20 protein-coding genes are annotated in these 26,321 nt (G+C 38.1%); 6 read left to right on the forward strand and 14 right to left on the reverse strand.

All coding sequences use genetic code 11. The annotated features are described in order from the left end of the window. Positions 1-2 precede the first annotated feature (2 nt). On the reverse strand, positions 3-1,220 hold the full coding sequence (locus JP39_RS07365; RefSeq protein WP_041499523.1) for an ABC transporter permease: 1,218 nt from the start codon (positions 1,218-1,220) through the stop codon (positions 3-5). After that, the gene (locus JP39_RS07370) at positions 1,220-1,954 is read right to left on the reverse strand and encodes an ABC transporter ATP-binding protein (protein ID WP_041499522.1); all 735 of its coding nucleotides are present in this window, start codon (positions 1,952-1,954) and stop codon (positions 1,220-1,222) included. Before JP39_RS07370 ends, JP39_RS07365 begins: the two co-directional genes overlap by 1 nt. Before the next feature lie 89 nt (positions 1,955-2,043). On the opposite strand from JP39_RS07370, the gene JP39_RS07375 reads away from it, so the two are divergent. The 5 genes from JP39_RS07375 to JP39_RS07395 all read left to right on the forward strand — a co-directional run bounded on the left by JP39_RS07375 (position 2,044) and on the right by JP39_RS07395 (position 6,370). Then, positions 2,044-2,472 carry an HIT family protein gene (locus JP39_RS07375; RefSeq protein WP_041499521.1) on the forward strand — a complete coding sequence of 143 codons (429 nt, stop codon included), beginning with the start codon at positions 2,044-2,046 and terminating at the stop codon, positions 2,470-2,472. Between the two features lies 1 nt (position 2,473). Then, positions 2,474-2,767, forward strand: coding sequence for a hypothetical protein (locus JP39_RS07380; RefSeq protein ID WP_041499520.1), 294 nt, complete (start codon positions 2,474-2,476; stop codon positions 2,765-2,767). A gap of 106 nt (positions 2,768-2,873) precedes the next feature. Beyond that, positions 2,874-3,779, forward strand: coding sequence for a peptidylprolyl isomerase PrsA (locus JP39_RS07385; RefSeq protein ID WP_041499519.1), 906 nt, complete (start codon positions 2,874-2,876; stop codon positions 3,777-3,779). Between the two features lie 708 nt (positions 3,780-4,487). Then, positions 4,488-4,949, forward strand: a complete 462-nt coding sequence (locus JP39_RS07390) for a universal stress protein (protein ID WP_041499518.1) — start codon at positions 4,488-4,490, stop codon at positions 4,947-4,949. A gap of 53 nt (positions 4,950-5,002) precedes the next feature. Next, positions 5,003-6,370 (forward strand): Nramp family divalent metal transporter, encoded by a 1,368-nt coding sequence (locus tag JP39_RS07395; protein ID WP_048698891.1) that lies wholly within the window; start codon positions 5,003-5,005, stop codon positions 6,368-6,370. A 115-nt stretch (positions 6,371-6,485) separates the two neighbouring features. Here JP39_RS07395 and ltrA read toward each other — a convergent pair whose 3' ends face one another. From ltrA to JP39_RS07430, 7 genes are all read right to left on the reverse strand, one after another. Next, entirely contained in the window at positions 6,486-7,862 is a 1,377-nt protein-coding gene (ltrA, locus tag JP39_RS07400; RefSeq protein WP_048698678.1) for a group II intron reverse transcriptase/maturase, read from the reverse strand. A 730-nt stretch (positions 7,863-8,592) separates the two neighbouring features. Continuing rightward, positions 8,593-9,663, reverse strand: coding sequence for a ribosome small subunit-dependent GTPase A (rsgA, locus tag JP39_RS07405; RefSeq protein WP_041501574.1), 1,071 nt, complete (start codon positions 9,661-9,663; stop codon positions 8,593-8,595). Between the two features lie 494 nt (positions 9,664-10,157). Then, on the reverse strand, positions 10,158-11,102 hold the full coding sequence (locus JP39_RS07410) for a 3'-5' exoribonuclease YhaM family protein (protein WP_048699054.1): 945 nt from the start codon (positions 11,100-11,102) through the stop codon (positions 10,158-10,160). Continuing rightward, on the reverse strand, positions 11,089-13,521 hold the full coding sequence (locus JP39_RS07415) for an ATP-binding protein (protein ID WP_041501572.1): 2,433 nt from the start codon (positions 13,519-13,521) through the stop codon (positions 11,089-11,091). The genes JP39_RS07410 and JP39_RS07415 overlap by 14 nt, the downstream gene beginning before the upstream one ends. Before the next feature lie 2 nt (positions 13,522-13,523). Continuing rightward, positions 13,524-14,687 (reverse strand): metallophosphoesterase family protein, encoded by a 1,164-nt coding sequence (locus JP39_RS07420; protein WP_041501571.1) that lies wholly within the window; start codon positions 14,685-14,687, stop codon positions 13,524-13,526. A 60-nt stretch (positions 14,688-14,747) separates the two neighbouring features. Next, positions 14,748-15,089 carry a YlbF family regulator gene (locus JP39_RS07425; RefSeq protein ID WP_041501570.1) on the reverse strand — a complete coding sequence of 114 codons (342 nt, stop codon included), beginning with the start codon at positions 15,087-15,089 and terminating at the stop codon, positions 14,748-14,750. 9 nt (positions 15,090-15,098) lie between these two features. Then, positions 15,099-17,171 (reverse strand): PBP1A family penicillin-binding protein, encoded by a 2,073-nt coding sequence (locus JP39_RS07430; RefSeq protein ID WP_041501569.1) that lies wholly within the window; start codon positions 17,169-17,171, stop codon positions 15,099-15,101. Positions 17,172-17,787: 616 nt separating this feature from the next. Between JP39_RS07430 and JP39_RS07435 the strand changes: the two genes are divergently transcribed. Continuing rightward, entirely contained in the window at positions 17,788-18,702 is a 915-nt protein-coding gene (locus JP39_RS07435; RefSeq protein WP_048699050.1) for an RluA family pseudouridine synthase, read from the forward strand. A 71-nt stretch (positions 18,703-18,773) separates the two neighbouring features. On the opposite strand, the gene JP39_RS07440 is transcribed toward JP39_RS07435, so the two are convergent. From JP39_RS07440 to arcD, 5 genes are all read right to left on the reverse strand, one after another. Continuing rightward, positions 18,774-19,694, reverse strand: a complete 921-nt coding sequence (locus tag JP39_RS07440; protein WP_041501568.1) for a prenyltransferase — start codon at positions 19,692-19,694, stop codon at positions 18,774-18,776. A 12-nt stretch (positions 19,695-19,706) separates the two neighbouring features. Further along, positions 19,707-21,401 carry an arginine--tRNA ligase gene (argS, locus tag JP39_RS07445; RefSeq protein WP_041501567.1) on the reverse strand — a complete coding sequence of 565 codons (1,695 nt, stop codon included), beginning with the start codon at positions 21,399-21,401 and terminating at the stop codon, positions 19,707-19,709. An 881-nt stretch (positions 21,402-22,282) separates the two neighbouring features. Then, the gene (arcC, locus tag JP39_RS07450) at positions 22,283-23,224 is read right to left on the reverse strand and encodes a carbamate kinase (protein WP_041501409.1); all 942 of its coding nucleotides are present in this window, start codon (positions 23,222-23,224) and stop codon (positions 22,283-22,285) included. A 34-nt stretch (positions 23,225-23,258) separates the two neighbouring features. Next, positions 23,259-24,365, reverse strand: coding sequence for an aminotransferase (locus JP39_RS07455; RefSeq protein WP_041501410.1), 1,107 nt, complete (start codon positions 24,363-24,365; stop codon positions 23,259-23,261). A gap of 310 nt (positions 24,366-24,675) precedes the next feature. Further along, positions 24,676-26,088 carry an arginine-ornithine antiporter gene (gene arcD, locus JP39_RS07460; protein WP_082330665.1) on the reverse strand — a complete coding sequence of 471 codons (1,413 nt, stop codon included), beginning with the start codon at positions 26,086-26,088 and terminating at the stop codon, positions 24,676-24,678. Positions 26,089-26,321: the final 233 nt, after the last annotated feature.

Below are 26,321 nucleotides of genomic sequence, written 5' to 3' on the forward strand. Positions count from 1 at the left end.
CATTAATCTAGATATTTTTTCAATTGTCTTGGCATGTAGAAATAGTTGACGAAAATCAAGACTGCTAATCCAGCAACAATGATAATCAAGCTATTCATACTCATCCCAAATTTGTAAATAATTGCCAATGCACTGATAATCCATTGAACTGACAAAATTGTCGTACTTAATTTAGTAAAATCAGCAATCTTCGTCTTGCCGCTGATTGGGTAAAGCCGTTGCATCAAGTTTTGCATGACCTCTTTAAAGTAAGGCTTCAATTGGAAACCAACCAAATAAATAAAGAGCATTTCTACTATTAATGAGATATAGAAATTGTCAATCAATGCCAACATGATAGCTTGAATCACTGTCAAACGTAAAAACAAGCCAATATATTCGTTATTTCTGATGAATCCTCTAGCAAAAAGATACAAGTATGTATTGCCAGAAACCGGTTTGATTGGTGTTAATAAGCCATCCAACCACTTGCGACGTTTGATTTTGCTGTTAACGCCGGGAACGTCAGTAAATAAATTATAGAATCGTTTGATACGAAACATGCGTTGATCTTCAGTCTCAATCGCTAACTTCCACTGCAATTGACCACTAGTTTCCAAAGTCCGCACCTGAGCATTCAAGAAAACGTAGTAAATTACGGCAACAATTAACATTGTCCAACTGAATAAGTATGTTGAAACCGCCAAAGCTACCACTAACAAAATATTTGAAGCCAAACGCATACTAACATTGCCAAAATGTGCTCGACCATATATTTCCATCAAATTAACGTTCAAAAAAGCTAACTTATAAACAATCAAACCAACTGCAATTACCACGATATCAATTATCTTTAACCCTGCTCCACGAGAAGCAAAAGCTGACAATAGAAAATTGACTAGTGCCAAAGTCACAATAGGTAAAAAGCTACTATAATTCTTAGCTGATTTAAAGTACTTATAGAAATCTTTTTCCTTAACTAATAAGAACGTGCTGTCTGGCTCTTCAAGCAAAGTGGCAATTCCACCGACTTGAACTGCTAAGAATAGCAATACAATAACGATTGGCTTACCAAATGTTAATGTTTGGTGAATCGTACCCAACAAATTAGAATACCAAAATCCCAAAGCACCAATTAAAACAATAAAGGCCAACACAAAATTATCATTGAAGATCAATCTGAGATATTTGAATTGATTAAGTTGATGTCTTCTTAATCGTTCATTCCAAAGTTCTGACATTAGAGATCCTCGTTTGACATCTTGATATAAATATCATCAAGATTGGCATCTGATTTCATATCAAACTTAGCTTTCAATTGATCAAGCGTACCATCAGCACGTACTTGACCATGGTTAATCAAGACAAACTTGTCAGCATGATTTTGAACCGTAGCAAGAACGTGAGTTGACATCAAAACTGAACACCCTGCTTTTTTCTTAGCTTCAACAATATTTAACAAATCGTTAACAGCCAAGGGATCAAGACCTGTAAATGGCTCATCGATAATGAACAAACTGGCATCGGTCATAAAGGCACAGACAATCATAACCTTTTGTTTCATACCCTTAGAGAAATTCTGTGGGAACCAATCCAACTTATTGTCGAGTCTAAAAGTCTTCAACAACTTATTAGCGTTCTCCCAAGTTTTATCGTGATCCAAGTCGTAAGCCATTATCGTTAAGTTGATATGTTCCTTTAATGTAAGTTCTGGATAAAGGATTGGCATTTCGGGAACATAAGCAATCTTCTTTCGATACTTTTCCACATCATCGTGCAAGCTGATTCCATCAATCAGAATTTGGCCGCCACGTGGTGTTAACAAACCAATAATATGTTTGATGGTTGTTGATTTACCAGCACCATTCAAACCAATTAGTCCGACGACTTGCCCACTTTCAACACTAAATGTTTCTTTCTTCAAAACTGATACTTGACCGTATCCACCGGTCAGCTCTTTTACTTCTAAAGTCATGGTTAAAACCACCTATATCTGTTTTTAATAATGTTAATATGATAGCATTATAGTAAATATAATGCTGTTTTTTGAAAGGAGATTTTTCTATGGATGATTGCATCTTTTGCAAAATAATCAACAATGAAATTCCTAGTACAACAATCTATGAGGACGATGACATCAAGGCATTCTTTGATATTTCTCAAGTTACCCCAGGTCACACGCTTGTAGTACCTAAGAAACATGTTCAAGATATCTTTGCCTATGACGAAGATTTAGCTGAACGTGTTTTCAAGAAGGTCCCTATGATTGCTCGTGCTATTAAAGCTTCAAATACTGACATTATCGGTATGAACATCTGCCAAAACAATGGTGAGATTGCTTATCAAAGTGTTATGCACTCACACATCCACCTAGTGCCCCGCTATTCAAAAGACGATGATTTCTCAATGCACTGGGGAGATAACACCGGTCTAGTAAGTAATGAAGAACTACAAGCACGTGCCGACAAGATTAAACAAAACTTGGAGGACTAATATGAAATTCTTTGCTGGATTCGTAGTTGGAACAATTTCTGGCGTTGCCGTACAGTTGTTCCAATCAAAAGACACCACACCTAGTATCAATGATACCAAGTTATTTCAGAATATAAAAGATTTTAAAGATATATTAGCTGATCTCCAAAAAAATTCAGCCGTAGTTCCCGAAGTTCTCTCTGGCATTCAAAGTGACCTTTCCAAATATTCCGAAAGTATCAAGCCAGATATCGAAGAATTGCAAAGTTCAATCCACGATATGCAAGAGAACCTTGATAACCTCAAGAAAAATTAGTGCCAAATATGAATTTTTTGTGATTTTTTCCTAAAATGATAAACTATTCACTATTTTTTATGGTAGTCTTTTCAATTGTAGACATATTAATTAAGGATGTGTAAAGATGAATAAACGATTAACTAAATGGATCTTGGCTATCGCCGGTCTATTTATGATTACAGTTGTTGCTGCTGGTTGTTCAAGTAACAAGACTGTTGCTACTCTAAAGGGTGGAAGAATTACCCAAGACGAATACTACAAAGAAATGAAGAGTTCTTCGTCAGGTAAACAAACACTTCAAACAATGATCATCACAAAAGCCCTTGAAGACCAATATGGTAAGGATGTATCCACAAAGCAAGTAAACAGTGAATACAACAAGTACAAGAGTCAATATGGTTCATCATTCAGCTCTATTCTTCAACAAAATGGTATGACAACTGCTCAATTCAAGAAGAACATTCGTACTAACCTTCTAACAAAGGTTGCTTTGAAGAAGAACAAGACAGTTTCAAATGCAGATCTTAAGAAGGAATGGAAGAGTTACCAACCTAAGATTCAAGTTGCACAAATTCTTGTAAGTAAAGAAGACACTGCTAAAGAAGTTATTACAAAACTTCAAAACGGTGAAGACTTCGCCAAGTTAGCTAAGGAATACTCAACTGACTCAGCTACAAAAGACAAAGGTGGTAAGATGGCTGCCTTTGATAACGATACAACAAGCATCGATACTGACTTTAAGACAGCTGCATACAAGTTAGCTAAAGTCGGCGACTACTCAGATACACCTGTTAAGACAAGCTACGGTTACAGTGTTATCAAACTTGTTAAGAAACCTGCTAAGGGTAAGATGAGCGATCACACAGCAGAACTTAAATCTAAGCTATATGCTTCATGGATGCAAGATTCAACTGTTATGCAAAAGGTTATCTCTAAAGTCTTGAAGAAGGCTGATGTATCTATTAAAGATAGCGACTTGAAGGATGTTCTTTCAGGTTACGTTTCATCAACTTCATCAGCAAAGAAATAATTTAATAAACAATCAATAACGTTGGTAAATTCCAGCGTTATTTTTTTTGCTCTTGTTTATATATATATGTGCCGTCTCCGGTTGTCAGTAAATATAGTCCCCAGTGAGGACCGGTCCGAGCCAAGGTCTCGTACCTCGATTTGAAGCCTTGCCATAGTTCGGCAAGTCTCCAAAGTCGCCCTGTGGTGTAAAGGCTGAAGCCTTAACGCCACCTCCACTGTTTACTATATTTACTGACAACCTCCGACTATTTTATTTCTGACAACTAACTTCTTCCATAGATTTGATGCAGTGGTTTTCAAATTAGACCTGCAATTAAAAAATATTTTTATAACTTTAAAAGAAGCTTGCTTGGCTATTCATTAAATTAATAATTGTTCATACATCCTAAACAAAAAGTTCAAGCTGACAACGCTAATATCTCCGTTACTTAAAAACTATTTTTAAGAATTCCTCAATATCTGATACAACAGCCACAATAATAATTATAATTAGAATGAATGTTGTTATTTAACATCAATGACATTAAGTTTTATCTTGGGATTCAACCAGAGTCTCTCCATTCCTTATTGTTAACTAAAATTAACTTTCTAGAATTACAATTTATTAACTCTATTAATTTATTTTTAGAGGCTCTTTATTGCGGCTTCTTTCACTTGTGTTGCCATTTTGTACATGTATGATAATGGTATTAGGAGGAAATATTTTATGGATAATAAAGAAATTCAAGATCCTTTAATTTACAGACGTATTTTACTTACGGTTGATGAGGACGATCACGAGTCTACTACCCGTGCTTTTCGTTTTGCCATCACCCTTGCTCACGATTACGATGCCACTTTGGGAATTGTTTCTGTTATGGAAAGTGAAGATATTAACATTTTCGATTCTTTAACTCCATCTAAAATCAGTGAGAAACGTGAAGATTTAAAGAAATCAGTTCAAGAATACGTTAAAGCAGCTGAAGATAATGGTTTGAAAAAGGTTGAACCGCTTGCTTATGAAGGTGGCGACGTTGACGACGTCATCCTAGAACGTGTGATTCCAGATTTTAAACCGGATTTGATAGTAACTGGAGCTGACACTCAATTCCCCCACTCTAAAATTAGTGGTGCGATTGGACCTAGATTAGCTAAGCGTGCCCCTGTTTCAGTTATTGTCGTTCGTTAAAAAAGGAACCTCACAAGTAGAATTAACAAACTACGAAAAGAGGTCTTGTCATTTTGAAACACAAGAATGATAAAGAACACGAAAGCAAATTCATCGAGGATACTGGCAAGCAACGAAAGAGTCTTGACGAGATCAATGGCTCAATCGATGTTCCTGACAATGCCGGTTATTTTAAAACTCTATTAGCCTACACTGGACCAGGGGCGCTAATTGCGGTTGGTTACATGGATCCTGGTAACTGGATTACATCTATCGGTGGTGGTGCGCAATTCAAATACATCCTGCTGAGCGTTGTTTTACTATCTAGTTTAATTGCGATGTTGTTGCAGGCAATGTCAGCTCGCTTAGGTATTGTTACCGGACGTGACTTGGCACAACTAACCCGTGAACGAACTTCAAAAACTGGTGGCCTTATCCTGTGGATTATCACTGAGGCTGCTATCATGGCAACTGATGTGGCGGAAATCATCGGTTCTGGTATTGCACTGGAATTGCTATTCGGATTTCCACTGATTCTCGGTATTACTATCACTGCCTTTGATGTTTTGATCTTATTGTTCCTAATGCGTTTAGGATTTCATAAAATTGAAGCGATTGTCGCTACTTTAGTTGCCGTTATCCTGTTTGTCTTCGCATATGAAGTATTTTTGTCAAAGCCTGATGCCTTAGGTGTTTTGGGTGGATATGTCCCTAGAGCTAAAATTCTAACTAATCAACCAATGTTGTACATGGCCCTAGGTATCGTTGGTGCAACCGTTATGCCCCATGACTTATACCTTGGTTCATCAATTTCTCAAACTAGAAAGTATGATATTCATGATCATGCTTCAGTCAAAAAGACAATTAGGTTTACGATTGCTGATTCAAATATTCAATTAACACTCGCCTTTGTCGTCAATAGTTTGTTACTGATCTTAGGTGCTGCTTTATTTTACGGAACTCATAGTGATTTAGGCCGTTTCGCCGACTTATTCAATGCTTTAAGTGATTCGAAAATCGTTGGTGCGATTGCCAGCCCAATGTTGAGTATGCTTTTCGCAATTGCCCTCCTAGCTTCTGGTCAAAGTTCAACAATCACCGGGACCCTTGCTGGACAGATGATTATGGAAGGATTTATTCACTTGAGAATGCCTCTTTGGGCACAAAGACTTTTAACACGTCTAATCTCAATCACCCCAGTTTTGGCCTTCGCCATTTATTACAAAGGTAACGAAGCTAAAATTGAAAGTCTATTAACATTCTCACAGGTCTTCCTATCAATAGCGTTGCCATTTGCAATGATCCCATTGATTATCTTTACTAGTGATAAGAAGTTGATGGGGTCATTTGTTAATCGGAAATGGGTCAAGTATGTCTCTTGGGTCGTGGCTGTCATTTTGATTATTTTAAATCTTCAGTTGATTTGGACTACATTGTTTTAGGGTTTGCCGTTTCCAGAACTGAGAGTATTCATCTGCTGATCGAGTAGGAGGTATCTCACGATACCGACCTCTCACACCACCGTACGTACGGTTCCGTATACGGCGGTTCATTAATTTAAGCATTTTGCAAAGACTGGAGTCTTTTGGTCATGTCTATTAGGCCAAAAGATTCTAGCTTTTTCTTGCTTAGGGCGTGTTGCACCACACTGCTGTGCGCTGTTCGCCAGTATCCTTTACTGGAGTTTGCACAGATAAACGCTTGACGCCGTGTCACGCCTAATTTAACCAACTTCCTATACTTTGCTTTGGGTCTTTTCCATGACTTCCAAATATATTGTCTAATACGTGCTCGCAACCAAGAATCAAGTTTTCTGATAAAATCCTTCATCGCACCAATTCCATAGTAATTGAGCCATCCAACCATCTTTTGTCTTATTTCTTTCAGGATAACTTCAAGCTTTCGACCTCGATTCCTCTTTGTGAGTTTTCTTAGCGATTGCTTGACCCTCTTTTCGGCTTGATAGCTCGGGCGTAAACATACGCCCTTGTTGGTAAAGCCTAAAGAGAATCCTAAAAACTTTGACTTTGTTGGCACTGTAATTTTGGTCTTTTCTTGGTTTAAAGTTAGCTTTAAACCACTTTCTAGGAACCTTGAAATACTATTCAGGACTCTTCTTCCTGCTCGTTTACTTTTGACATAAATATTACAGTCATCAGCGTAGCGGACGAATTTATGACCACGGGTGGTCAATAACTTGTCCAGCTCATTTAAATATATGTTGGCCAAGAGTGGAGAAAGGTTACCGCCTTGAGGCGTACCTTTTTCCATTTCTTGAAATAGTTTTCCATCCATTACGCCACTGGTTAGGAACTTACGAATTAGATTTAACAACCATTCATCATCAGTATATTGCTTGATGAACTTGATAAGTAAATCATGGTTCACCGTGTCGAAGTAAGACTTTAGGTCAAGGTCTATCACAACGTGATAGCCTTGCTTGTAAAAACTCACAACCTGTTTTACTGCGTCATGGGCACTTCGATTTGGTCTAAATCCAAAGCTGTTGTTAGAGAAGATTTTCTCAAAGATAGGGCTCATAACCTGCGCCACTGCTTGTTGTACCACACGGTCGAAGACTGTTGGTATACCAAGCTTACGCATAGTCCCATTTGGCTTAGGTATTTCTACCCTTTTGACGGGGCTAGGTTTATAAGTTGAATCACTTAAGGACTTAAGTAGTGCTTCCTTGTTCTTACGAATATAGTCGAACAAGTCATAGACAGTCATTCCATCTATGCCAGCTCCACCCTTGTTTTCCTTGACTCGCTTATAGGCTCTATTGAGATTATTTTCATCTAAAACTAGTTGCTTAAATGAAATGCCATTCTTATTCGTATTTTCGCCAGAAGCGGCGCTACGTACCATCATTTGTTCACATATGTGAGCATTAAAATGGTCGAATTTACATTCTATTTTCTGCGATTGTCGCATCGCTTCCACCTCCAATATCGAAAAGAATTATTAATGTTCAGTCCTTCGTCGCAAAGCGACTACTATGACCTCTGCTGACTTCTGCATCGTTCAGTTAGACATCACGGCCTAATTTGTCTGTAGGACTCATTTCGAGTCCTTGCCAGACATTCGATACAGACCTCCCTGGGTAAGAACGTTAACTTTCGTACCATGTAGCTGTTGGCTCTACTTGATTTGCCCTTGCAGTAGTGATCGGATTTGAATTCCGCGGCACCCTTATCCTGCAAATCCAGCCTTATAGCCACTTCTTGTACATCAGCTCGGTACTTTGCCTTGGACTTCCTTCAGATTCCACCTCACGATGGACACCCTTGTCCTAAGCTAGTGATTCCGACTACTACGGTTCACAGAGGACTTTCACCTCTAAGTTAACGCCCATGCCAGGCGCACCGCGGTACGGTTCGAGCCAAAGAGCGGTCTCGAACCTCGGTTGAAGCCTTTCCAAAACCCGGAAAGTCTCCAACACGCCCGGTGGTGTAATTGCTAAAGCAATAACGCCACTTTCGCTGCTGATGAATACCCTCAGTTCTTCCAACTAATTTATTTTTTAAATTAATAAATAATCAAACTAAAAATATTTTTTAAAATTAACTTATACAATTCAAAAAAGTTTAGCAACCAATCAATCTGGTTACTAAGCTTTTTCGTTTCAGTTAAGGTCATCTAGACATTTCAGCTAAACCACAGTCTATCTTTTTCCCATTTTGCGATATTTTTTTATGTGCGCCTTCATTTCTTTTTTACTGCCAAACAATCGATTTATTTTTTCATTTTCTAACTGCTTCGAATTCAATCCATTGTATGACATTTCGTGTTGCAACTTTTGATAACTTTTAAATCTATCGGGATCTAAATCTCCGACTTCAATGGCAGCTTTTATTGCACACCCTGGTTCATTGGTATGTGTGCAATTTCTAAACTTGCATTGTCCTGCTAATTCTTCGATGTCATCAAATGTTTTTGACAAGTTACCTGTAAATATTTTTAACTCACGCATTCCTGGGGTGTCTATTACGACTCCGCCATTGGGTACTGGTAACATTTGTCGATGTGTCGTTGTGTGTCTTCCCTTGCCATCATCTGCTCTAATCGTCTTAGTTGTTAAAACTGCTTTACCGATTAAATGATTTATCAAAGTCGACTTACCAACGCCTGATGATCCGACTAGAGCAACTGTTTTTCCGGCCACAGTATATTTGTCTAAGTTTTCAAATCCTTCATTATTTTCCGCTGAACAGACGACAATATCCGTCCCTAAACTTACTTCTTCTAACTCAAGCATCTTTTCTTCCAAGTCTTGGCATAAATCTGATTTTGTCAAAACAATAACTGGTGTTGCACCACTATCCCAAACGACTGTCAGATAACGTTCAATTCTGCGGACATTGAAGTTTTCATTCAGCGACATACAGATGAGAATATAATCAACATTGGCAACAATCACTTGCCCTGACTTCTGTGAACCAGACGAACTTCGTTTCATTAAACTTTTACGTTTCAAAATATTATGAATTATCGCTTGCGTATCATCAATAATGGAAACCATTACCCAATCTCCCACTGCTGGAAAACCATCCTGTGAATCAGATTGATACTCAAACTTACCTGAAACTTTGGCATTCAATTCACCTTCAGCACTTATCACTTTATACATATTACGTTGCTGTTCAATTACACGAGCAAGACTTAAATCATTATATTGCTTTGATTCCAATTCAATTTTTTCTGTTAATCCGTATTTTTTTAAAGTATTATTCAATTTTTATTTTTCCCTTCGCGTTGGGCATACCCACAACTCGCGAGAACAAAAAAGCGCAGTTACCCACTGCGCACAAATAACTAGAAGTAATGAGAGCTACGCTTCTTCAGTTATCAATAAGGTGGGTACACTAAACAAAGCAGAACATTGTCTGCTAAAATTTTGTGTTCGTTTAAAACTACCTTATTGAATATCCAGCATATACGTACCTCTCATATTTATTAGGCATACAATATCACGATATGAAGTTAATTGTCAATTTGTACCGCCGTTTCCAGAACTGAGAGTATTCATCCAACTAATTTTTTTATTGATGGTAAATTTAATCAACTTCCATCACACATCCCAATACCTAAAAAAGCTTAGTAACCAAAGAATCTGATTACTAAGCTTTTTACCTATTCAAATAAATCTAATTTAACTACATCAATTCAAAATACTATAATCATACTACTTTTCACAAAACATGAGGCAACCTCTGGCGGAATCCCAAGTTAACTGTGTTTATAAAATGCTCGATTATCTAAACCAAAGATTCGTTCAGAAAACTTGCCATTCTCTGTCTTGTCGATTGCCTTAGTAATCATGTTGATTGAAGCATCCATCATATCGATATTATGCAAAACTTCGGCTTCCAAAATTTTAGGTCTTTCTGGTGAACCATATTCCAATAATCCGTGATGCGACAAGATCATATGACGAAGTAAGATCATATCTTCGCTTTCAAGGCTGATATTTAGCTCCTGAGCAGCTTTTACAATTTCTTCATCAACTATCGTAATGTGGCCTAACATGTTACCTTCGAAGGTATATTCAATATCTAGGCTACCTGTCAATTCGATAATTTTACCAAAATCATGCAAACATGCACCGGCAATTAGTAATGCTCGGTTAATTTGTGGATATTGGTCAGAAATACTTTCAGCCATCCGTACCATGCTCAATGTATGATAAGCTAAGCCACCTTGGAAATCGTGGTGATTGCTCTTAGCTGCAGCACTGGTAAAGAAGCGGTCGTGATACTTCTTAAATAGAAATCTGACAATTCGATTCCATGCACCATTGGTAATTTGTAAGAAAACATCGTCAAATTCATTTTCCATATCGACTTTTTTCATTGGAGCAGTCTGAACGAACTGTGACATGTCGACTGTCTCAGGGTCTAATAGGCCCAAACGAGTAATATTAACTTGAGGTTTACCCTGGTACAAGTCGCGTCGGCCTTCTAGTTGAACAATCGTGCCTACGTGATATTTTTCGGCATCGGCTTCACTAGCATCCCAATATTTACCAGGGATTTGACCTGACTTGTCTTCAAATACTAATGACAAGAAATTTTTACCATTCTTGGCTAAACGAAAGTCGGAACGTTTGATAATAACTTCCAAACTCATGTCTTCGCCCTTATTAAAATCAATTATTTGTTTAGGCAATCTCATTCTCCTCCAATTTCAGAATATGGTCTTCTGGAACACCTTCAGGCTGATTAGCTGTCACGTAAATAACTTGATTCGTCTCGGCAATCTCTTGAATCAATTCGAACACGTTCTCTTTACGAGAAAGGTCGAAATCAACGAAAGCATCGTCAATCAAAATTGGCAACTTGATCAAATCAGAAATTTCAGTGACAAAGGCCAAGCGTAGAGCTAAATACAACTGAATCGTTGTTGCTTTTGATAACTCATGGACATCGAAAACATTCTTATTGGCACTCGTGACCACAATATCTCGGCTCTTGAAATCAATTTTAATATAATGATGATTCGTCAGCAAACTAAAATACTGCGTTGCCTTCTCAATCATCTTTGGATAACGATTTTCAGTCGCAATATTCAACATATTCCGAATCCAACTGCTGGCCAATTTGTTGGAAATCCATTCATCATAGTTTTCAATAATATCCTGCTTATTTTGAGCCAATTCACTAACAATATGTTGATACTGTTTATTGTCAAAAATCTGTTGCATCTGTTCCTTCAATGAACCCATCTGACGACTCAACTCATTGTTTTTGTCAGCCAGAGCATTCTTCTTGGAAGTGGCCTGATTCAACTCTTCACTCAAAGTATTGTGATCCGCATACTTTTGTAATTCTGACAGATCATTTCCAAGGAAGTCCTTGTCTTGTTTAATTTGAGACAAAGTCTTTTGGTTTTCAATTTGTTGCGTATGCATCTGCGTGAACATATTCATATTAACAGCTTGATACTTCTGCAAAATAGCAAAAATTTCCTTATTCAACTGATGCAAACGTCTATCTCGATTGTCAGCAATCTTTTGTGTCTGAGCCTGACTCTGTTCAGCAATATCAGCTTTAGCTTGAATTTGGTCCAAACGAGCAAAGTATTTTTCAATCTGTTCATTATAATTATCATCTTTGTAAGATTCATCAACCACATTCAATTCCAACAAAATATTGCGCCACTTGTTCAGGTCAACCTCAATCGACTTGATGCCATCAGCCAAACCCTTTTGAGTCGTGTGATAGTTATCCAAAGCAATTACCGTTCCTTGAATACCTAAAATTGCTTCTCGAGATAGTCCAACGTAACCTTTCTCCTGCAAAAATGGATAATTGCCCAAGTCAGCCTTGGCACTATTAACACGTTCTTGATACCAATACCAACCACCACTAGCAATAGCAGCTAACACGAATACCCAACGTAATGGATTGATGATAAAAGCTAGAATTACGGCCACACCACAGACAATCAATGGCATATTATTTGCCTTATTAGCTTGTGGCGTCAACTGATCAATCTCATCCCCAGTCAACGGCAACATATGCTCCGACAATTCGGGATGATTTTTGAAGAGCTGGTCCACTTGTGTATCAACTTTCAAAAGCTTGGAATTCATATCGTCACGGTGAAATTGTAAGTTTTGTAATTCAAACTTCTGATTCCGAACATAATCCAATCGTGTCTGATTAATTCGATAATTTTTGAGAACGTTCTTTTCAACGTTATCTAAATCGGCAATTTTATTAGGGGTTGAGGTTTCCTTGAGCGTGCTCAATTCCTGATTAGCTTTTAAAACTCGCTCCCAGTCTTCATTTTGAATCAATCGGCTTGGCGTATGATTCGGATCGTGGCTCTGTTGCAATTGCTCGTAACGTGACCACTTCTTATCTAAATTACGTAAGTTATTTTCAGCTTCACTAGCTTGTTTCAATAAAACGGCATTATCGTCAAAGTCTTTTTCAGTTTTATCTAATTCTGACTTGACTCGTTGATACGCCACTTGTTGATTCTCAATCTCAGACTTATCTTCAACTAACTCTGTTTCCTTTTTCAAATTGACAACTAACGGTTGTTTTTGACCACGAGGCTTATAAATATCGTCAGCCGCATGTTCCAAACTATCCGCAGTAGCCAACCATTCTTTACTACCAACAGCACCAATCGACATGACTTCAGTTTCCAATTTGGTCTCGTCTAAGCCATAGATTGAGAGAATACTTTTATCGTCAAAAACATGAGTATTCTCAAAGTCATCTTTTGTAAAGCTACCGATAATTTCCGACAACAAACTAACTGGAACTTCGTCATCCCCATGATAAAGTGTCACCTCTCCATCACCTTTACCATCGACTCGACGTACAGTCCAGAGACTTTCATCATCAGCCTTAAAAACTAATTCACCACCGTATTTACCACTGTTACGGGGTTTATATTGTAAAAATTTATTATCGCCACGTGCTGAAGCAAATCCAAAGAGAATGCTTTGAATAAAGTTCAACAGTGTCGTTTTTCCAGCCTCGTTATCACCAAAAATAACCTGATAATCTTGTTCAAAGTTAAATTTTTGGTCGATCCATTTACCGAAACCGTAGATATTTGCTTTAACTAATTTCACGATTACTCTCCAGTATATTTTTGATTGATCGTATTACGAGTCATTTCCGTGATGACTTTCAAGAAATCAGGATCATTAATATGATCACGGATAATACTTGATGAATACAACTTACTATCGAGATCCTTAATATCATCTAAATTAATGGCCTTTTGTTCAGCCTCATCCCAATACTTCTGGTCAATTTGTGACAATTGCGGATTGTCATTGAATTTCAAATAGATTTTATACAGAACACTTTGCGTTTGAACTTGATTAAAGTGTTGCAAAATTTCATTACGATTAATAGTTTTTACTACATCAGCACTCAACTTCTGAGCGTTATTAATATTCAACGTCAACAATACAGCCGGATTATCCAACATATCGGTGATTTTATTGATCAAGGAGTCCACGGTATCTTCAGCTCGGGCTTCAATCGTAGCTTTGTCCCAAGTGTAAATACTACTCTTAACGAACTTCATCTCCGTAACGTGATTCTCAACTGAAACGATGTAAAAGCCTTTTGGAGTAATATCATTTTGGTTACGTCCCTGAATGTCACCAGAGTAAACGACCATTGGCGATTCATGAAGAATCTGACGTTTATGAATGTGTCCCAAAGCCCAGTAATCATAGCCTTTTTGCAACAGATCACTGACTTGGAATGGCGCATAATTGTCATCCCCGACACCAGCGTGCAAAATCCCAATTTGATAGTCAAAGTCGCCACGGTTAGGATATTCTTTACCAATTGCTTGATTAATATGTTGTTGGTGATAACTAAAACCAGTCAGCCCAACACGTTGACCGTCTTTAGTTATCTGTTCAACAGTTGAAACTTCTGGTCCAAAAACTGTCACATTACTAGGAAATTTCACCACAGCAAAATTATTACGATAATAATCATGATTACCGTAAATTAAATATACCTTGATATTGGCTTGGTTCAATTTTTCAAACTCGTCTCGCAAAAACATCTGTGCTTTCAGTGAACTGTCGGTATCATCAAAGATATCGCCCGCTAAAATAACGAAATCAACTTGTTCAGCTAACGCGGTTTCAAAGAGTTTCTTAGCCGCTTGATAAGTTGAATCTTGCAACTGCTTTTGTAACTCTTTTGAAAAATTGCTAATGCCAATAAAAGGTGTGTCTAAATGTAAATCTGCTGCGTGCAAAAACTTCATGCTAAAACTCCCTTGTAAAAGAAAAGGACTTGAGCAAATTACTTAAGCCCTAAGTCCTTGTTATTTATCTTGATAAATTTCTGCGATAGGCTTTGAAATGATTTTGTTCAATTCATCCATCATCGAATTCATCTTTTGCTCTTTTTCCATTAAGTTTTGGATTTCAGTGTAATTTGAAAGTTGATCTGTCAATTCACGCATTGCTTTAATGTCGTCGTCTGTAATTTCTTGACCTTGCATTTGTTTTTGTTGAAGTTCAAATTGTTTGTTTTGAACTTTGTCGAAAAGCTTGTAAGCCAAATCGTTAGCTTTAACAGCTTCGAAAGCAAGCTTCAAATCAGCAACTTCAGTTGTCTTTCTCAAATCTTGTTCAAGTTGATTGGCGCTATCGTAAATGTTCATATAGTCCTCCTATTGACCAAAAAAGTTCTTAATATCATTATACCATTCTGTAGCTTTATTTTTAACGTTGTTTACCCCATCTTGGATAGATTTAGCAATATCGTTATCACCACTATCAGATGTGTTGCCTTGGGCTAAACTGGAAGCATCTTTAACACCAAAACTAGTAGCTTTTGTCGCAGGTAGAATATTAGTCATTTCGTTCTTAAACAAGGTCGACATACCATTCTCATTAGCTCCGGAGAGGAAGTGATTCTGGTCAGTATTGTCAAATCCCATCCAACTAGCGACTACGACGTCTGGCGTATAACCAATCATCCACTGATCCTTGGTACCGGCATAACCGTAAGATTCAGGAACTTCAGTACTACCAGTCTTACCAGCAATTTGATAGCCAGCAGGCTTAGCAAGTTTACCAGTACCCTCGTTGTAGACGCCAAGCATCATACTAGTCATTTCCTTCGCAGTATTTTTACTGATAATCTGCTTAGTTGAATTGCTTGTATTGTTGACCAAAACAGTCCCAGTTGAATCAACAACTTTTGTAATAAAGTGAGTATCAGAAAGTCTACCTTCATTAGCAAAGGCTGTATATGCACGTGCCATTTGAATTGGTGAAACACCTGTCTCCAACCCACCTAAAGCTAAGGCCAAGTTTTGATCATTCTTGTGTACCTTGATTCCAAAGTTTTCAACTGAATTGACACCCTTTTTGACACCAATCTTATCCAACAACGCTACAGCAGGAACGTTTTCACTTTGATACAAAGCCTTGTACATTGGCAATGAATCTTGATAAATTCCATCAGCATTCGTTGGTGTATACTTATTTTTACCAAAACTAGTGATTTTATCAGGCAATTCTGAATCGTAACTGTAACCATTTTCAATAGCTGGCGTATAAACGGCTAATGGTTTAATTGTTGAACCCGGCTGACGTCTCATCTGAGTAGCTCGATTAAAGCCACGGAAAGTATGATCTCCACGACCACCAACAACGGCTAAAATACCACCAGTTTTTGGATCAACTGCAACTGAAGCACCTTGTACCTTGGTTCCATCAGCAGCATTATTTGGGAACAAGTAGCTACTATCAAATGATGACTGCATTGAGCCTTGAATTCTCTGATCCAAAGTTGTGTAAATCTTATAACCTTTATTCAAAATATCGTCTTCTTTGAGACCATACTTATTAACAGCTTCATCAATAACAGCATCAAAGAAATATGGATACTTGTAAGAACTGCTGACTTCATAATTGTCATTCAAGGCAATTGCGGTATTCTTATAATATGTGGCTTGAGAAGCTGTCAATTTATTATTTTCAACCATCAAGTCCAATACTAAATTACGGCGAGCAGTCGAATTACTCATGCTGTCAATTGGATTATAATTATTTGGAGCCTTTAAAATACCAGCCAAATCGGCAGCTTCAGCGGGATTCAATTCAGATGCATTTTTACCGAAATATTTTTCGGAAGCATCTTGAACACCCCAGACCCCATTACCAAAGTAAGCGTTATTCAAATACATGGTGATAATTTCTTTCTTTGAATAAACTCGATTAATTTCAATCGATAAGAAAAGTTCCTCACCTTTTCTAGCTAAAGTCTGTTTCTGAGTTAAAAGTGAATTCTTAGCCAATTGTTGCGTTAAAGTACTACCACCACCGGAAATACCATGGTGAATGACGTAACCGATTGCCGCTCTAGCGTAACCTTTAATACTAAAACCTGGATTAGTCCAAAAAGTTCGGTCCTCAGTTGAAGTAACTGCATTCTGAATATTTTTGGAAATTTTATCATAACTAACGTAAGTACCCTTATTAGCGTAAAGCTGACCGGCATCATCGCCGTCTTTATCTAAAATAGTCGTCTTCGTTTGCAATGATGACTGTAAATCGTCCACGTTACTTGTCTTAGCCTTATATGTCCAATAACTACTCAAGACTAGGATCAATGTCAAAACAAGCAAGATTAACCATCTAGTAAGCTGATATCTCTTCCAATATTTTTTTATAAAAGACCAAGCAACTAGTAATTTAGGCTTAAGCCAAGCCCAAAAACCATTGTTATTATTCATTGTTTAAATACCTCTGTATAAGAACAAATTTTATCACATTATCTGAAGATTTAAAAAGTTGTTTGGGAATGGCCGTCTACGGGCATCAGTAATATAGTCCTGCCATGAGGACCGGTCCGAGCCACAGTGCGGTCTCGAACCTCGGTTTGAAGCCTTTCCACAGACCGGAAAGTCTCCAAACTCGCCCTGTAGTGTAATGGCTAAAGCCATAACGCTACCTCCATGGCATGACTATATTACTGATACCCTTCGACTAGTTTGACTTGAACTCAAGATAGTACGTTTTAGCAATAAAATAATTACGCAAAATAATTACTATAATTAAAAAAATTATTTACCAATAAGAACCATAAAAAGATTAGTTTCCAATTTAATAAATAATTTACCTGAATTACACAAACCAATCATCTACTAAAATAATCTAGCCTCCGGTTGTCAGTAATGCAGTCCGCAGTGCAAGTTGTGTTAGGCTTTAGCCCTTACACAACCGACGTATTTTGAGATTTGCGAACCTTGCAAATCTCAAAATCGAGGCGCGAGACCTTGGCTCGCACCGGTCGCACCGCAGACTGACATTACTGACAACCGGAGGCGGCATATTTAAAGGAGCCCTAAAATGTATCAAAAAATCATCACGTATCACCGTGAAAACAATGAAGAATTGTCCATTCGGGAACTCTTGAAAAAATGGCTGATTCCTAAAAAATGGCAGCACTTCTTTCGTATTCAAGAGGATGTTCTCATCAACGGGCAATACCATTCTTTTAACACAATTGTCCAAGACCAGGATGTCGTTACTTTAAACTTTGACTTTCCACCGCGGACTGAGCAACACTACTTGCCTGGGCATGACCCTGTCGATGTTGTTTATGAAGATGATGATATTATTGTCGTCAATAAGGTTGCTGGTAAGAAAACTCATCCCAACTTATCCACTGAAGATGACTCTTTAATGAATGATGTTGAAACTTATCTCAAGGATGGGCATCCCTACATGGTTCATCGAATTGATATGGAAACGTCTGGATTGGTTTTAATCAGTAAAACTCCTTATTTGGTTCCCATTTTCAATCGCCAATTGAGTAGTAAAACGTTGCATCGTGAATATTTGGCCTTGGTCAATTTGGATGCTCCAATTAATGACTCTGGAACAATTGATCAACAGATTGGTCAAGATCCGACTGATGTTCGTAAACGCATGGTTACAGAAGATGGTTTGAGCGCCACGACTAACTATCAAGTTATTGAGAAAAATGCCGATTTTGCCCTCTTAAAACTAAATTTATTGACCGGTCGAACTCATCAATTGCGTGTCCACTTGGCACATAATCATTGGCCAATCGTAAATGATATTCTTTATAATCCCCATAAAAAGGCGGGAATGTTACTATTATTTGCTCATAAATTGACATTTAGCCAACCTTTTACGGGAAAATCTAAAATTATTCAAGCAAAATTACCCGAAAATATGTATAATTTAATATGTGCTGATTTAAAGCAACCAAAAAGCTCACCTAATCCCGACAATTAGGTGAGCTCTTCTTTTATATTCAGAAAGAAGTTTTAGGAGTGATTTTTTGACTTTTTCTGATTCGACTGTAATTAAATCACTGACATAACTAATTTAATAACTGCCCCGACAGCAATTAATAAAATATATGTTACGGAGAATTTGCTTACAGCTTTGATTACTAAAGGATACGTCATTGTTTTAACTTGTTCCTTCAGATAAGGACGAATGTCGTCCCAAATACTTGGATAAAGCAGCACGATTAACAGTGTAATGTAAGGCACTACTTTTAAAATAGCTAAAATTGGAACTAGCAGGAAGGCTAAGGACCAACTAGCTTTGAACAAACTTAATGCATTGGCTTTTCCTACTTTACTAACCAATGTATGACGACCATTTTTAATGTCTGCTTCTAGATCACAAGTCCCATTGCTCAACTCCGCACAGAAGAATGCGAATGTATTGGGCAAACAGATTATGATTACCGAAATGGCAGTACTAGAATCAAACTTAGCTGTTCCGACTAGCCCTAGATAGGAGTAGGCCATTGGAACTAGCTGGCTTATGGCAATAGCCACCGCTGCTTCCCCAAACATTGTTGAGTTCAGCGGCTTAGGACCTGCTGAGTATAACAAACCGATTAAAACTCCGACGACCCCGATCGCCAATGTAATCCAACCCGTTTTATATACTAGATAGGCCCCAATAATTAATGGAAAAATGGCCAAACCGTACATCCATTTTCTGACTATTGCCAATGATTCGCGATTAATACCGATGGTACTAATTTTTTCACGATACTCTTCGCTAGTTGAATTCTTATAATCCATATAATTATTATGGAAGTTAATAAATAAATGAATAAAGAACACAACTATGAAACCTAAGAGACCATAGAAGAAATTGAAAGTTTCATAATTCAGATAAGAGAAACCTATTGCCAGTAACAACCACGCTAAATCTAGTGTGGTTGTTTTTATTTCTGATAGTTCGCTGAAAAGTTTTCTATCCAAAACTGATTCACCCTACATTTCTTCTGGGGCTTTAACACCTAATAGTCCTAATGACATTTGTAGCACGACTGAAACTGACTTAACTAATGCAAGTCTAGCCTTCAAGCCTTCGTCATCAGCCAAAATCTTACTGTGTGCATAGTATTGGTTGAAACTCTTAGCAAGCTTCAAAACATACTTAGCAATAACTGATGGTTCGTAATCCTTAGCGGCACGTTCTACAACGCTAGGGAAACTTTGAAGTAACTTGATAGTATCCCAAGCTTCTGGAGCTGTAACAGCTAAGTCTTTGGCATCGCTATAATCAACTTCGCCAGCTTTTCTCAAGATACTTAATGCACGAGCGTTTGTGTATTGAACGTAAGGGCCAGTTTCACCTTCAAAACGAACAACTTCTTCAAGGTTAAAGTCGAAACTGTCACGACGATCATTCTTCAAATCATGGAAGACAACCGCACCGACACCAACTGCTTCAGCAACGGCATCTTTGTTCTTAAGATCTGGGTTCTTTTCTTCGATTTGTTTCTTAGCAAGGTTAACAGCGTCGTTTAGCACGTCGTCAAGCAAGATAACGTTACCTTTACGTGTTGAAAGCTTCTTACCACCTGTTGTGATCAAACCAAATGGGATGTAGTCAATATCATCTGACCAGTCGTAGCCCATCTTCTTCAAAACAATCTTTAACTTAGTAAAGTGTTCTGCTTGTTCACTACCAACAACATAAAGTGATTTAACAAAGTCGAAAGTATCTTTACGGTACTTAGCAGCGGCCAAGTCACGAGTGATGTAAAGTGTTGCACCATCAGTCTTCTTAATCAAAGCTGGTGAAAGGTCGTATTCTGACAAGTCAACGATTTCAGCACCGCGACTTTCTTTTAGAAGGCCTTTTTCTTCAAGTGTATCAACGATAGCGTCCATCTTGTCGTTGTAGAATGATTCACCAGTAAAGTGATCAAATTGAACATCAAGACGATCGTAGATTGTTTGGAATTCCTTCAATGAAAGTTCCTTGAACCATGACCAAAGTGCTAGGGCTTCTTTGTCGCCATCTTCCATCTTCTTGAACCAAGCACGAGCTTCGTCATCAAGTTCTGGCTTATCTTCTGCTTCCTTGTGGAAACGTACGTAATACTTCAAAAGGTTATTGATTGGGTCAGCTTCAACTTCAGCTTCAGAACCCCACATCTTGTAACCAACAATCAACTTACCAAATTGAGTTCCCCAGTCACCCAAGTGATTGATCTTAACTGGTTGGTAGTTTAATTTAGAAATAATTTTAGCAATTGAGTTACCAATAACAGTTGAACGTAAGTGTCCCATTGACATTGGTTTAGCAATATTAGGTGATGACATATCGATAGGAACGTTGCGTCCTTTACCGTCATCAGCATTACCATATTCATTTTGTTCTGTTAGAACTTCGTGTAATACATTATCTGAGAAAGCTGCTTTATCTAAGAAGAAATTGATGTAGGCACCAGTGTTTACAACCTTTTCAAAGCCGGTTGTATCGATTTTGCCAACCAAATCCTCAGCAATCATGTTAGGTGCTTTGTGCAATGTCTTTGCCAAGATAAATGTTGGGAAAGCATAGTCACCAAGATCTGAAGTCTTAGGCTTCTCAATCAAGTTTGAAACTTGTTCCTCTGTAATTTCTGCTGGTAAAACCTTAACTAGTGTATCTACTACTTGTTGTTTAAAATCCATATTTTCCTCCTTTAGATAAAAAAAACGCCTCTCTCAATAAACAGTTGTTCATTGAAAGAGACGAGATTTCCCGCGGTACCACTCTAATTGATTAATATCCACTCATTAATTGAATTATTTAATTTTATTAAGACGGGTGCGACTTGATCTTCGAAATGGCTAACTCTCACCAACGCTTAGCCTCGCTTTAATTCTCACGATCAATTAATCCCTCTTTTGCACAAGTATGATAGCACATAAAACTATCAATAACAATAATATTTTTAAATATTTGCCGTCTCCAGGTCAGAGAATATTCACCTGCTATGCGGACCGGCTCGAGCCACAGTACGGTCTCGAGCCTCGGTTTGAAGCCTTGACACAGTTCGTCAAGTCTCCAAACTCGCCCGGTGGTGTAAGAGCTAAAGCTCTAACGCCACACCCACAGCGGGTAAATATTCTCTGCCCTTACGACTCTTTTAGCATGACACGAACGTATTTGAAACCATCGTAATAAAATTTATATCTTCTTTGAATTTTCCCAATCTTAAATAATTCATATCAATTACGATTCACATATTTATATCTTATTTTTCTGAAGGAAGAAAATTGAATCTGTAATTACATATTAAATTTCTGAATATTTTTATACTCAATCAAAAGTCGATAAACAAAAACCAAATATGAACATTTCATCATCCACAAAAACAAATCAGTTGGAAGAGCTGGGAGCATTCATTGGCCGCGAAAGTGGCGTTATTGCTTTAGCAATTACACCACCGGACGTGTTGGAGACCTGCCGGTTTTGCAGGGCTTCAACCGAGGTTCGAGACCGCTCTTTGGCTCGGACCGTGCCGCGCAGCAGATGAATGCTCCCAGCTCTGGAGACGGCAGACAATTTATTATTTGTGAATAACTGTTCCTTTATTTCCTGCAATAATTTCTTTAACATCATCCAAAGCACCGATAACGGCTGGTTTGCCTGTTGCTTTAACGAAGGCAACCGCAGCTTGAACTTTAGGCATCATGCTGCCTTTAGCAAATTCGTCATTATCAATATGCTTTTGAATATCGTCGGCACTAACATCAAAAATTTCTTCTTGATTAGGTTTGCCGAAGTTATAGAATACTCCCCCCACAGAAGTCAAAATAATCAACTGATCAGCGTCTACTAATTGAGCAATCTTTGAGGCACCGAAGTCTTTATCAATAACAGCTTCTTTACCGATTAAACGGTCGCCGTCTTTCACTACTGGAATACCGCCACCACCGGCAACGATAGGAATTACACCAGCTTTTGAAATTGCTTCAATTGCTGGATATTCGTTAATTTCAACTGGCTTTGGTGATGGAACTACACGTCTGTAGCCACGGCCAGCGTCTTCAACAATTGTCCAATCTGGATGGTCTGCTTGAAGGCCTGGAACTTCATCTTCTGTATAAAATGGTCCGATTGGCTTTGTTGGATCTTTGAAAGCTGGATCATCTTTGTCAACAATTGTTTGAGTGATCAAAGTCACAACTTGCTTGTTAATATCATTTTTAAGCATGACTTCTTTCATTGAGTTTTGGAACCAATAACCGATACTTCCCTCTGTCATGGCACCACATGTATCAAGTGGCAAAGCTGGATTCTTTACACTGTCAGCAGCAGCTTGTTGCAATAACAAGTTACCGACTTGCGGACCATTACCATGAGTAATAATCAAATCTTTGTCACTTTTAACGAATTCAACTAGTGATTCACAAGTCTTCTTAACAGCTTCTTGTTGAGCTTTTGCACTTGCGTCTGTACTTAAAATAGCGTTACCACCTAAAGCAACCACAATACGTTCTTTTGTCATAATCGTTTTCTCCTCAGAATAAGCGAATTTGTTTTTAATTGTCTTGTAAATATGCTCCTAAAACTTCTAAACCTTTGGTAAGAGTTGCGTGCGGTGCACAGTAACCTAACCTTGCATAGCCGGGTACATCGAATGCTTCACCTGGGACAAGTAGAACCCCAGTATCTTTTAATAAATCACGGCAAAATTCTAAGCTTGATTTCTCAGTCTCTAATTTAACAAATGACGTCGACACACCATTTGGAAAGACACAGCTGACCTTGGGAGTTTTCTTCACCCAGTCTTTGAAATAAGCTAAATTATCTAAAACTATCTTCTGATTACGTGCCAAAACTTTCGCCTTGTTCTCTAAAACTAAACAAGCCATTTGGTCACTGAAGACTCCGGAACAGATCATCGTGTAGTCACGATATTTACGAAAAATATCAGCCAGCTCACTATTAGTTGCCGTCCAACCAACACGAATTCCGGGCATGGAATAAGTTTTAGACAATGAATTTGTCGAAATACCTTTTTCATAAAGATCAACAATCGGTGCGAAATCAACTGATTCGTCAAATGGTAAATACACCTCATCCACTAAAATATAAGCACCAACTTCTCGTGCAATTGCGACAACCCGTTCCAGAAACTTCCTATCCAAAATTGTTCCAGTCGGATTGTTAGCATTATTAATGCAAATCATTTTAGTATCGGGACGAATCAATTCTTTTAATTCTTCAATATCTGGATACCAATTCTTTTCTTCACGTAATTTCCAAAAGCTAACCTCAGCTCCTAATGATCTCGGGATATCGTAGAGTTGTTGATAACTTGGATAAACACTGATGATATGGTCACCAGGCTCAATCAGTGAATAAATTGCTAAGAGATTGGCACCCGTTGCGCCATTTGTCTGCAGAATATTATCGGGGTCAACATTCTGATACATCTGACTAACTTCTTTTTTAAACGTTGGTGAACCTTCAATCCACCCATAATTCATTTTTTGTTCATCAAGCTGACCGTAGATATCAGCCTGTGTTAAATTTTGGAGTTCATTCATTGAAAATGAAGTAATCGTACTCTGAGCTAAATCATATTTAGCCTCTCGTTCGTGGACATTCAACCACTCTTCAACACCAAATCCGGCTATTTTCATTTCAACACATCCTAATGCAGGATACCGATAATATTTCATCGTCCAAAAATAATATAAATACATTTGTATATTTTATATTCAATGTAATAAACGATTAACTAGTCGGAAGAGCTGGGAAATATTTGTGTGCCGTGGTAGTGGTATAAGTACGGGAGGAATCTCCCGTACTTATACCACCGGGCGTGTTTGGAGACTTGACGAACTATGTCAAGACTTCAAACCGAGGTTCGAGACCGCACTTTGGCTCGGACCGTTCCGCACAGCTAGAGAATATTTTCCGGCTCTGGAGACGGCATATTTAACTAGCATCCTATATTTTAATTGCTCCTGTTGCGACCATGAAAACACTTATAATTGCGAAAGCTACGATCAAAATTGACCAGAAGATTTCCGCTTTAGTAAGCTTTCCACCATCTAAGTTGTAATCTTTCTTAGCTCGGTAATAGAAGTAAATTCCTGGTAGATAACCGATACAAACTAACATTAAGAAATGCAGTCCCGCTAAGACAATGGCAATAACTTGAAAGGCAGCTGCGAAGATTCCTATCCAAAGTTGTTTCATATCTTTATTTTGGAGTGAAAATTTGATTTGGTATAAACCAACAAAGATATAGCAAACGACGATAGCTGCCGTACAAAGTGAAAGCGCAAAGTTATAAGCTTCTTGAGAGAACAATAGAACAACTAAAAACACTTGAATCAATGAAGCTGTTAACACCAATGAAAAGGTTGGTGCACCATTTTTATTCTTTTTACCAAATGAAGCTGGCAAGAGTTTTTCTTCAGCCATCAACATTGTCGTATCTGCTGGCAGCATTGTCCATGACAACCAAGCTCCAACGATTGCAACCACTAAACCAACGCCAATGAAAACGCCGCCCCATTTTCCGACCATTGCTTGGAAAATATAAAGCATAGCTGGTTGATCGATTCGAGCTAACTCGCTTTGTGACAAGTAACCATATGGCAAAACTGATGCTAAAACATAAATAACTAATAAACTGATAATTCCGATGATTGTAGCTTTTCCAGCATCATTCTTATCTTGAGCACGTGATGACAACATACTTGCTCCTTCGACACCTACGAAAACCCACATCATAATCATCAAACAAGATCTAAACTGTCCACTGACACTAGTATTTCCTGCTACTCCAGAAGCCACGTTCGACCAGAAGTGAGCTGTGAAAATACCACCTTTGAAAACAAAGATACCTATTACAATAAATGCAAACAGTGGAATCAACTTACAAATAGTAATGATCGTATTCATTGCTGCAGCTGATTCAACACCGCGATTAACAATAAAGGTCAACGTCCAGGAAACGATACTCGCGAAGATTACCGACGGAATGTTTTGTCCACCTTTAAAGACTGGGAAGAAATAACCTAACGAACTCATCAATACAGTCGCGAAGGCCACATTTCCGAGCCATGCACTTAACCAATACCCCCATCCGCTGACAAAGCCAGCAAAGTTGCCGAATCCAGCTTGTGCATAAGCTTGGATCCCTTCTGATTCAGGTTGTTTCAGTAACAAGTTATTCAGCGATAAAGCCAACATCATGATACCGAACCCAACCACTAACCATGCTAGTAAAACCGGACCAGGGGCAGCTCCTCCTGCAAGTGAGCTCGTTAAGGTAAATACACCTGAGCCAATGGAACTCGTAACAACAGCCGCTGTCAGAGCTCCTAGTGATAGACCCTTCTTTTCTTCCATACTAATCATTCCTTTAGCGCATAGTGCTAGTTGATAATTTATTATAAACATTCATATCAACAGTATTTCAGTAACTAACGTTGGCTGAATATTAAGGGATTTTAATATTTTTACATTCGACTAATTAGTCGGAAGAGTTGGAAAATATTTGTGTGCCGTGGTAGTGAATATTTTCCAGCTCTGTAGACGGGATATTTAACTAGCACTACACGTTTCCTTTATTAAAAATTCAG

This window comes from Companilactobacillus heilongjiangensis (genome assembly GCF_000831645.3).
Lineage (GTDB): Bacteria > Bacillota > Bacilli > Lactobacillales > Lactobacillaceae > Companilactobacillus > Companilactobacillus heilongjiangensis.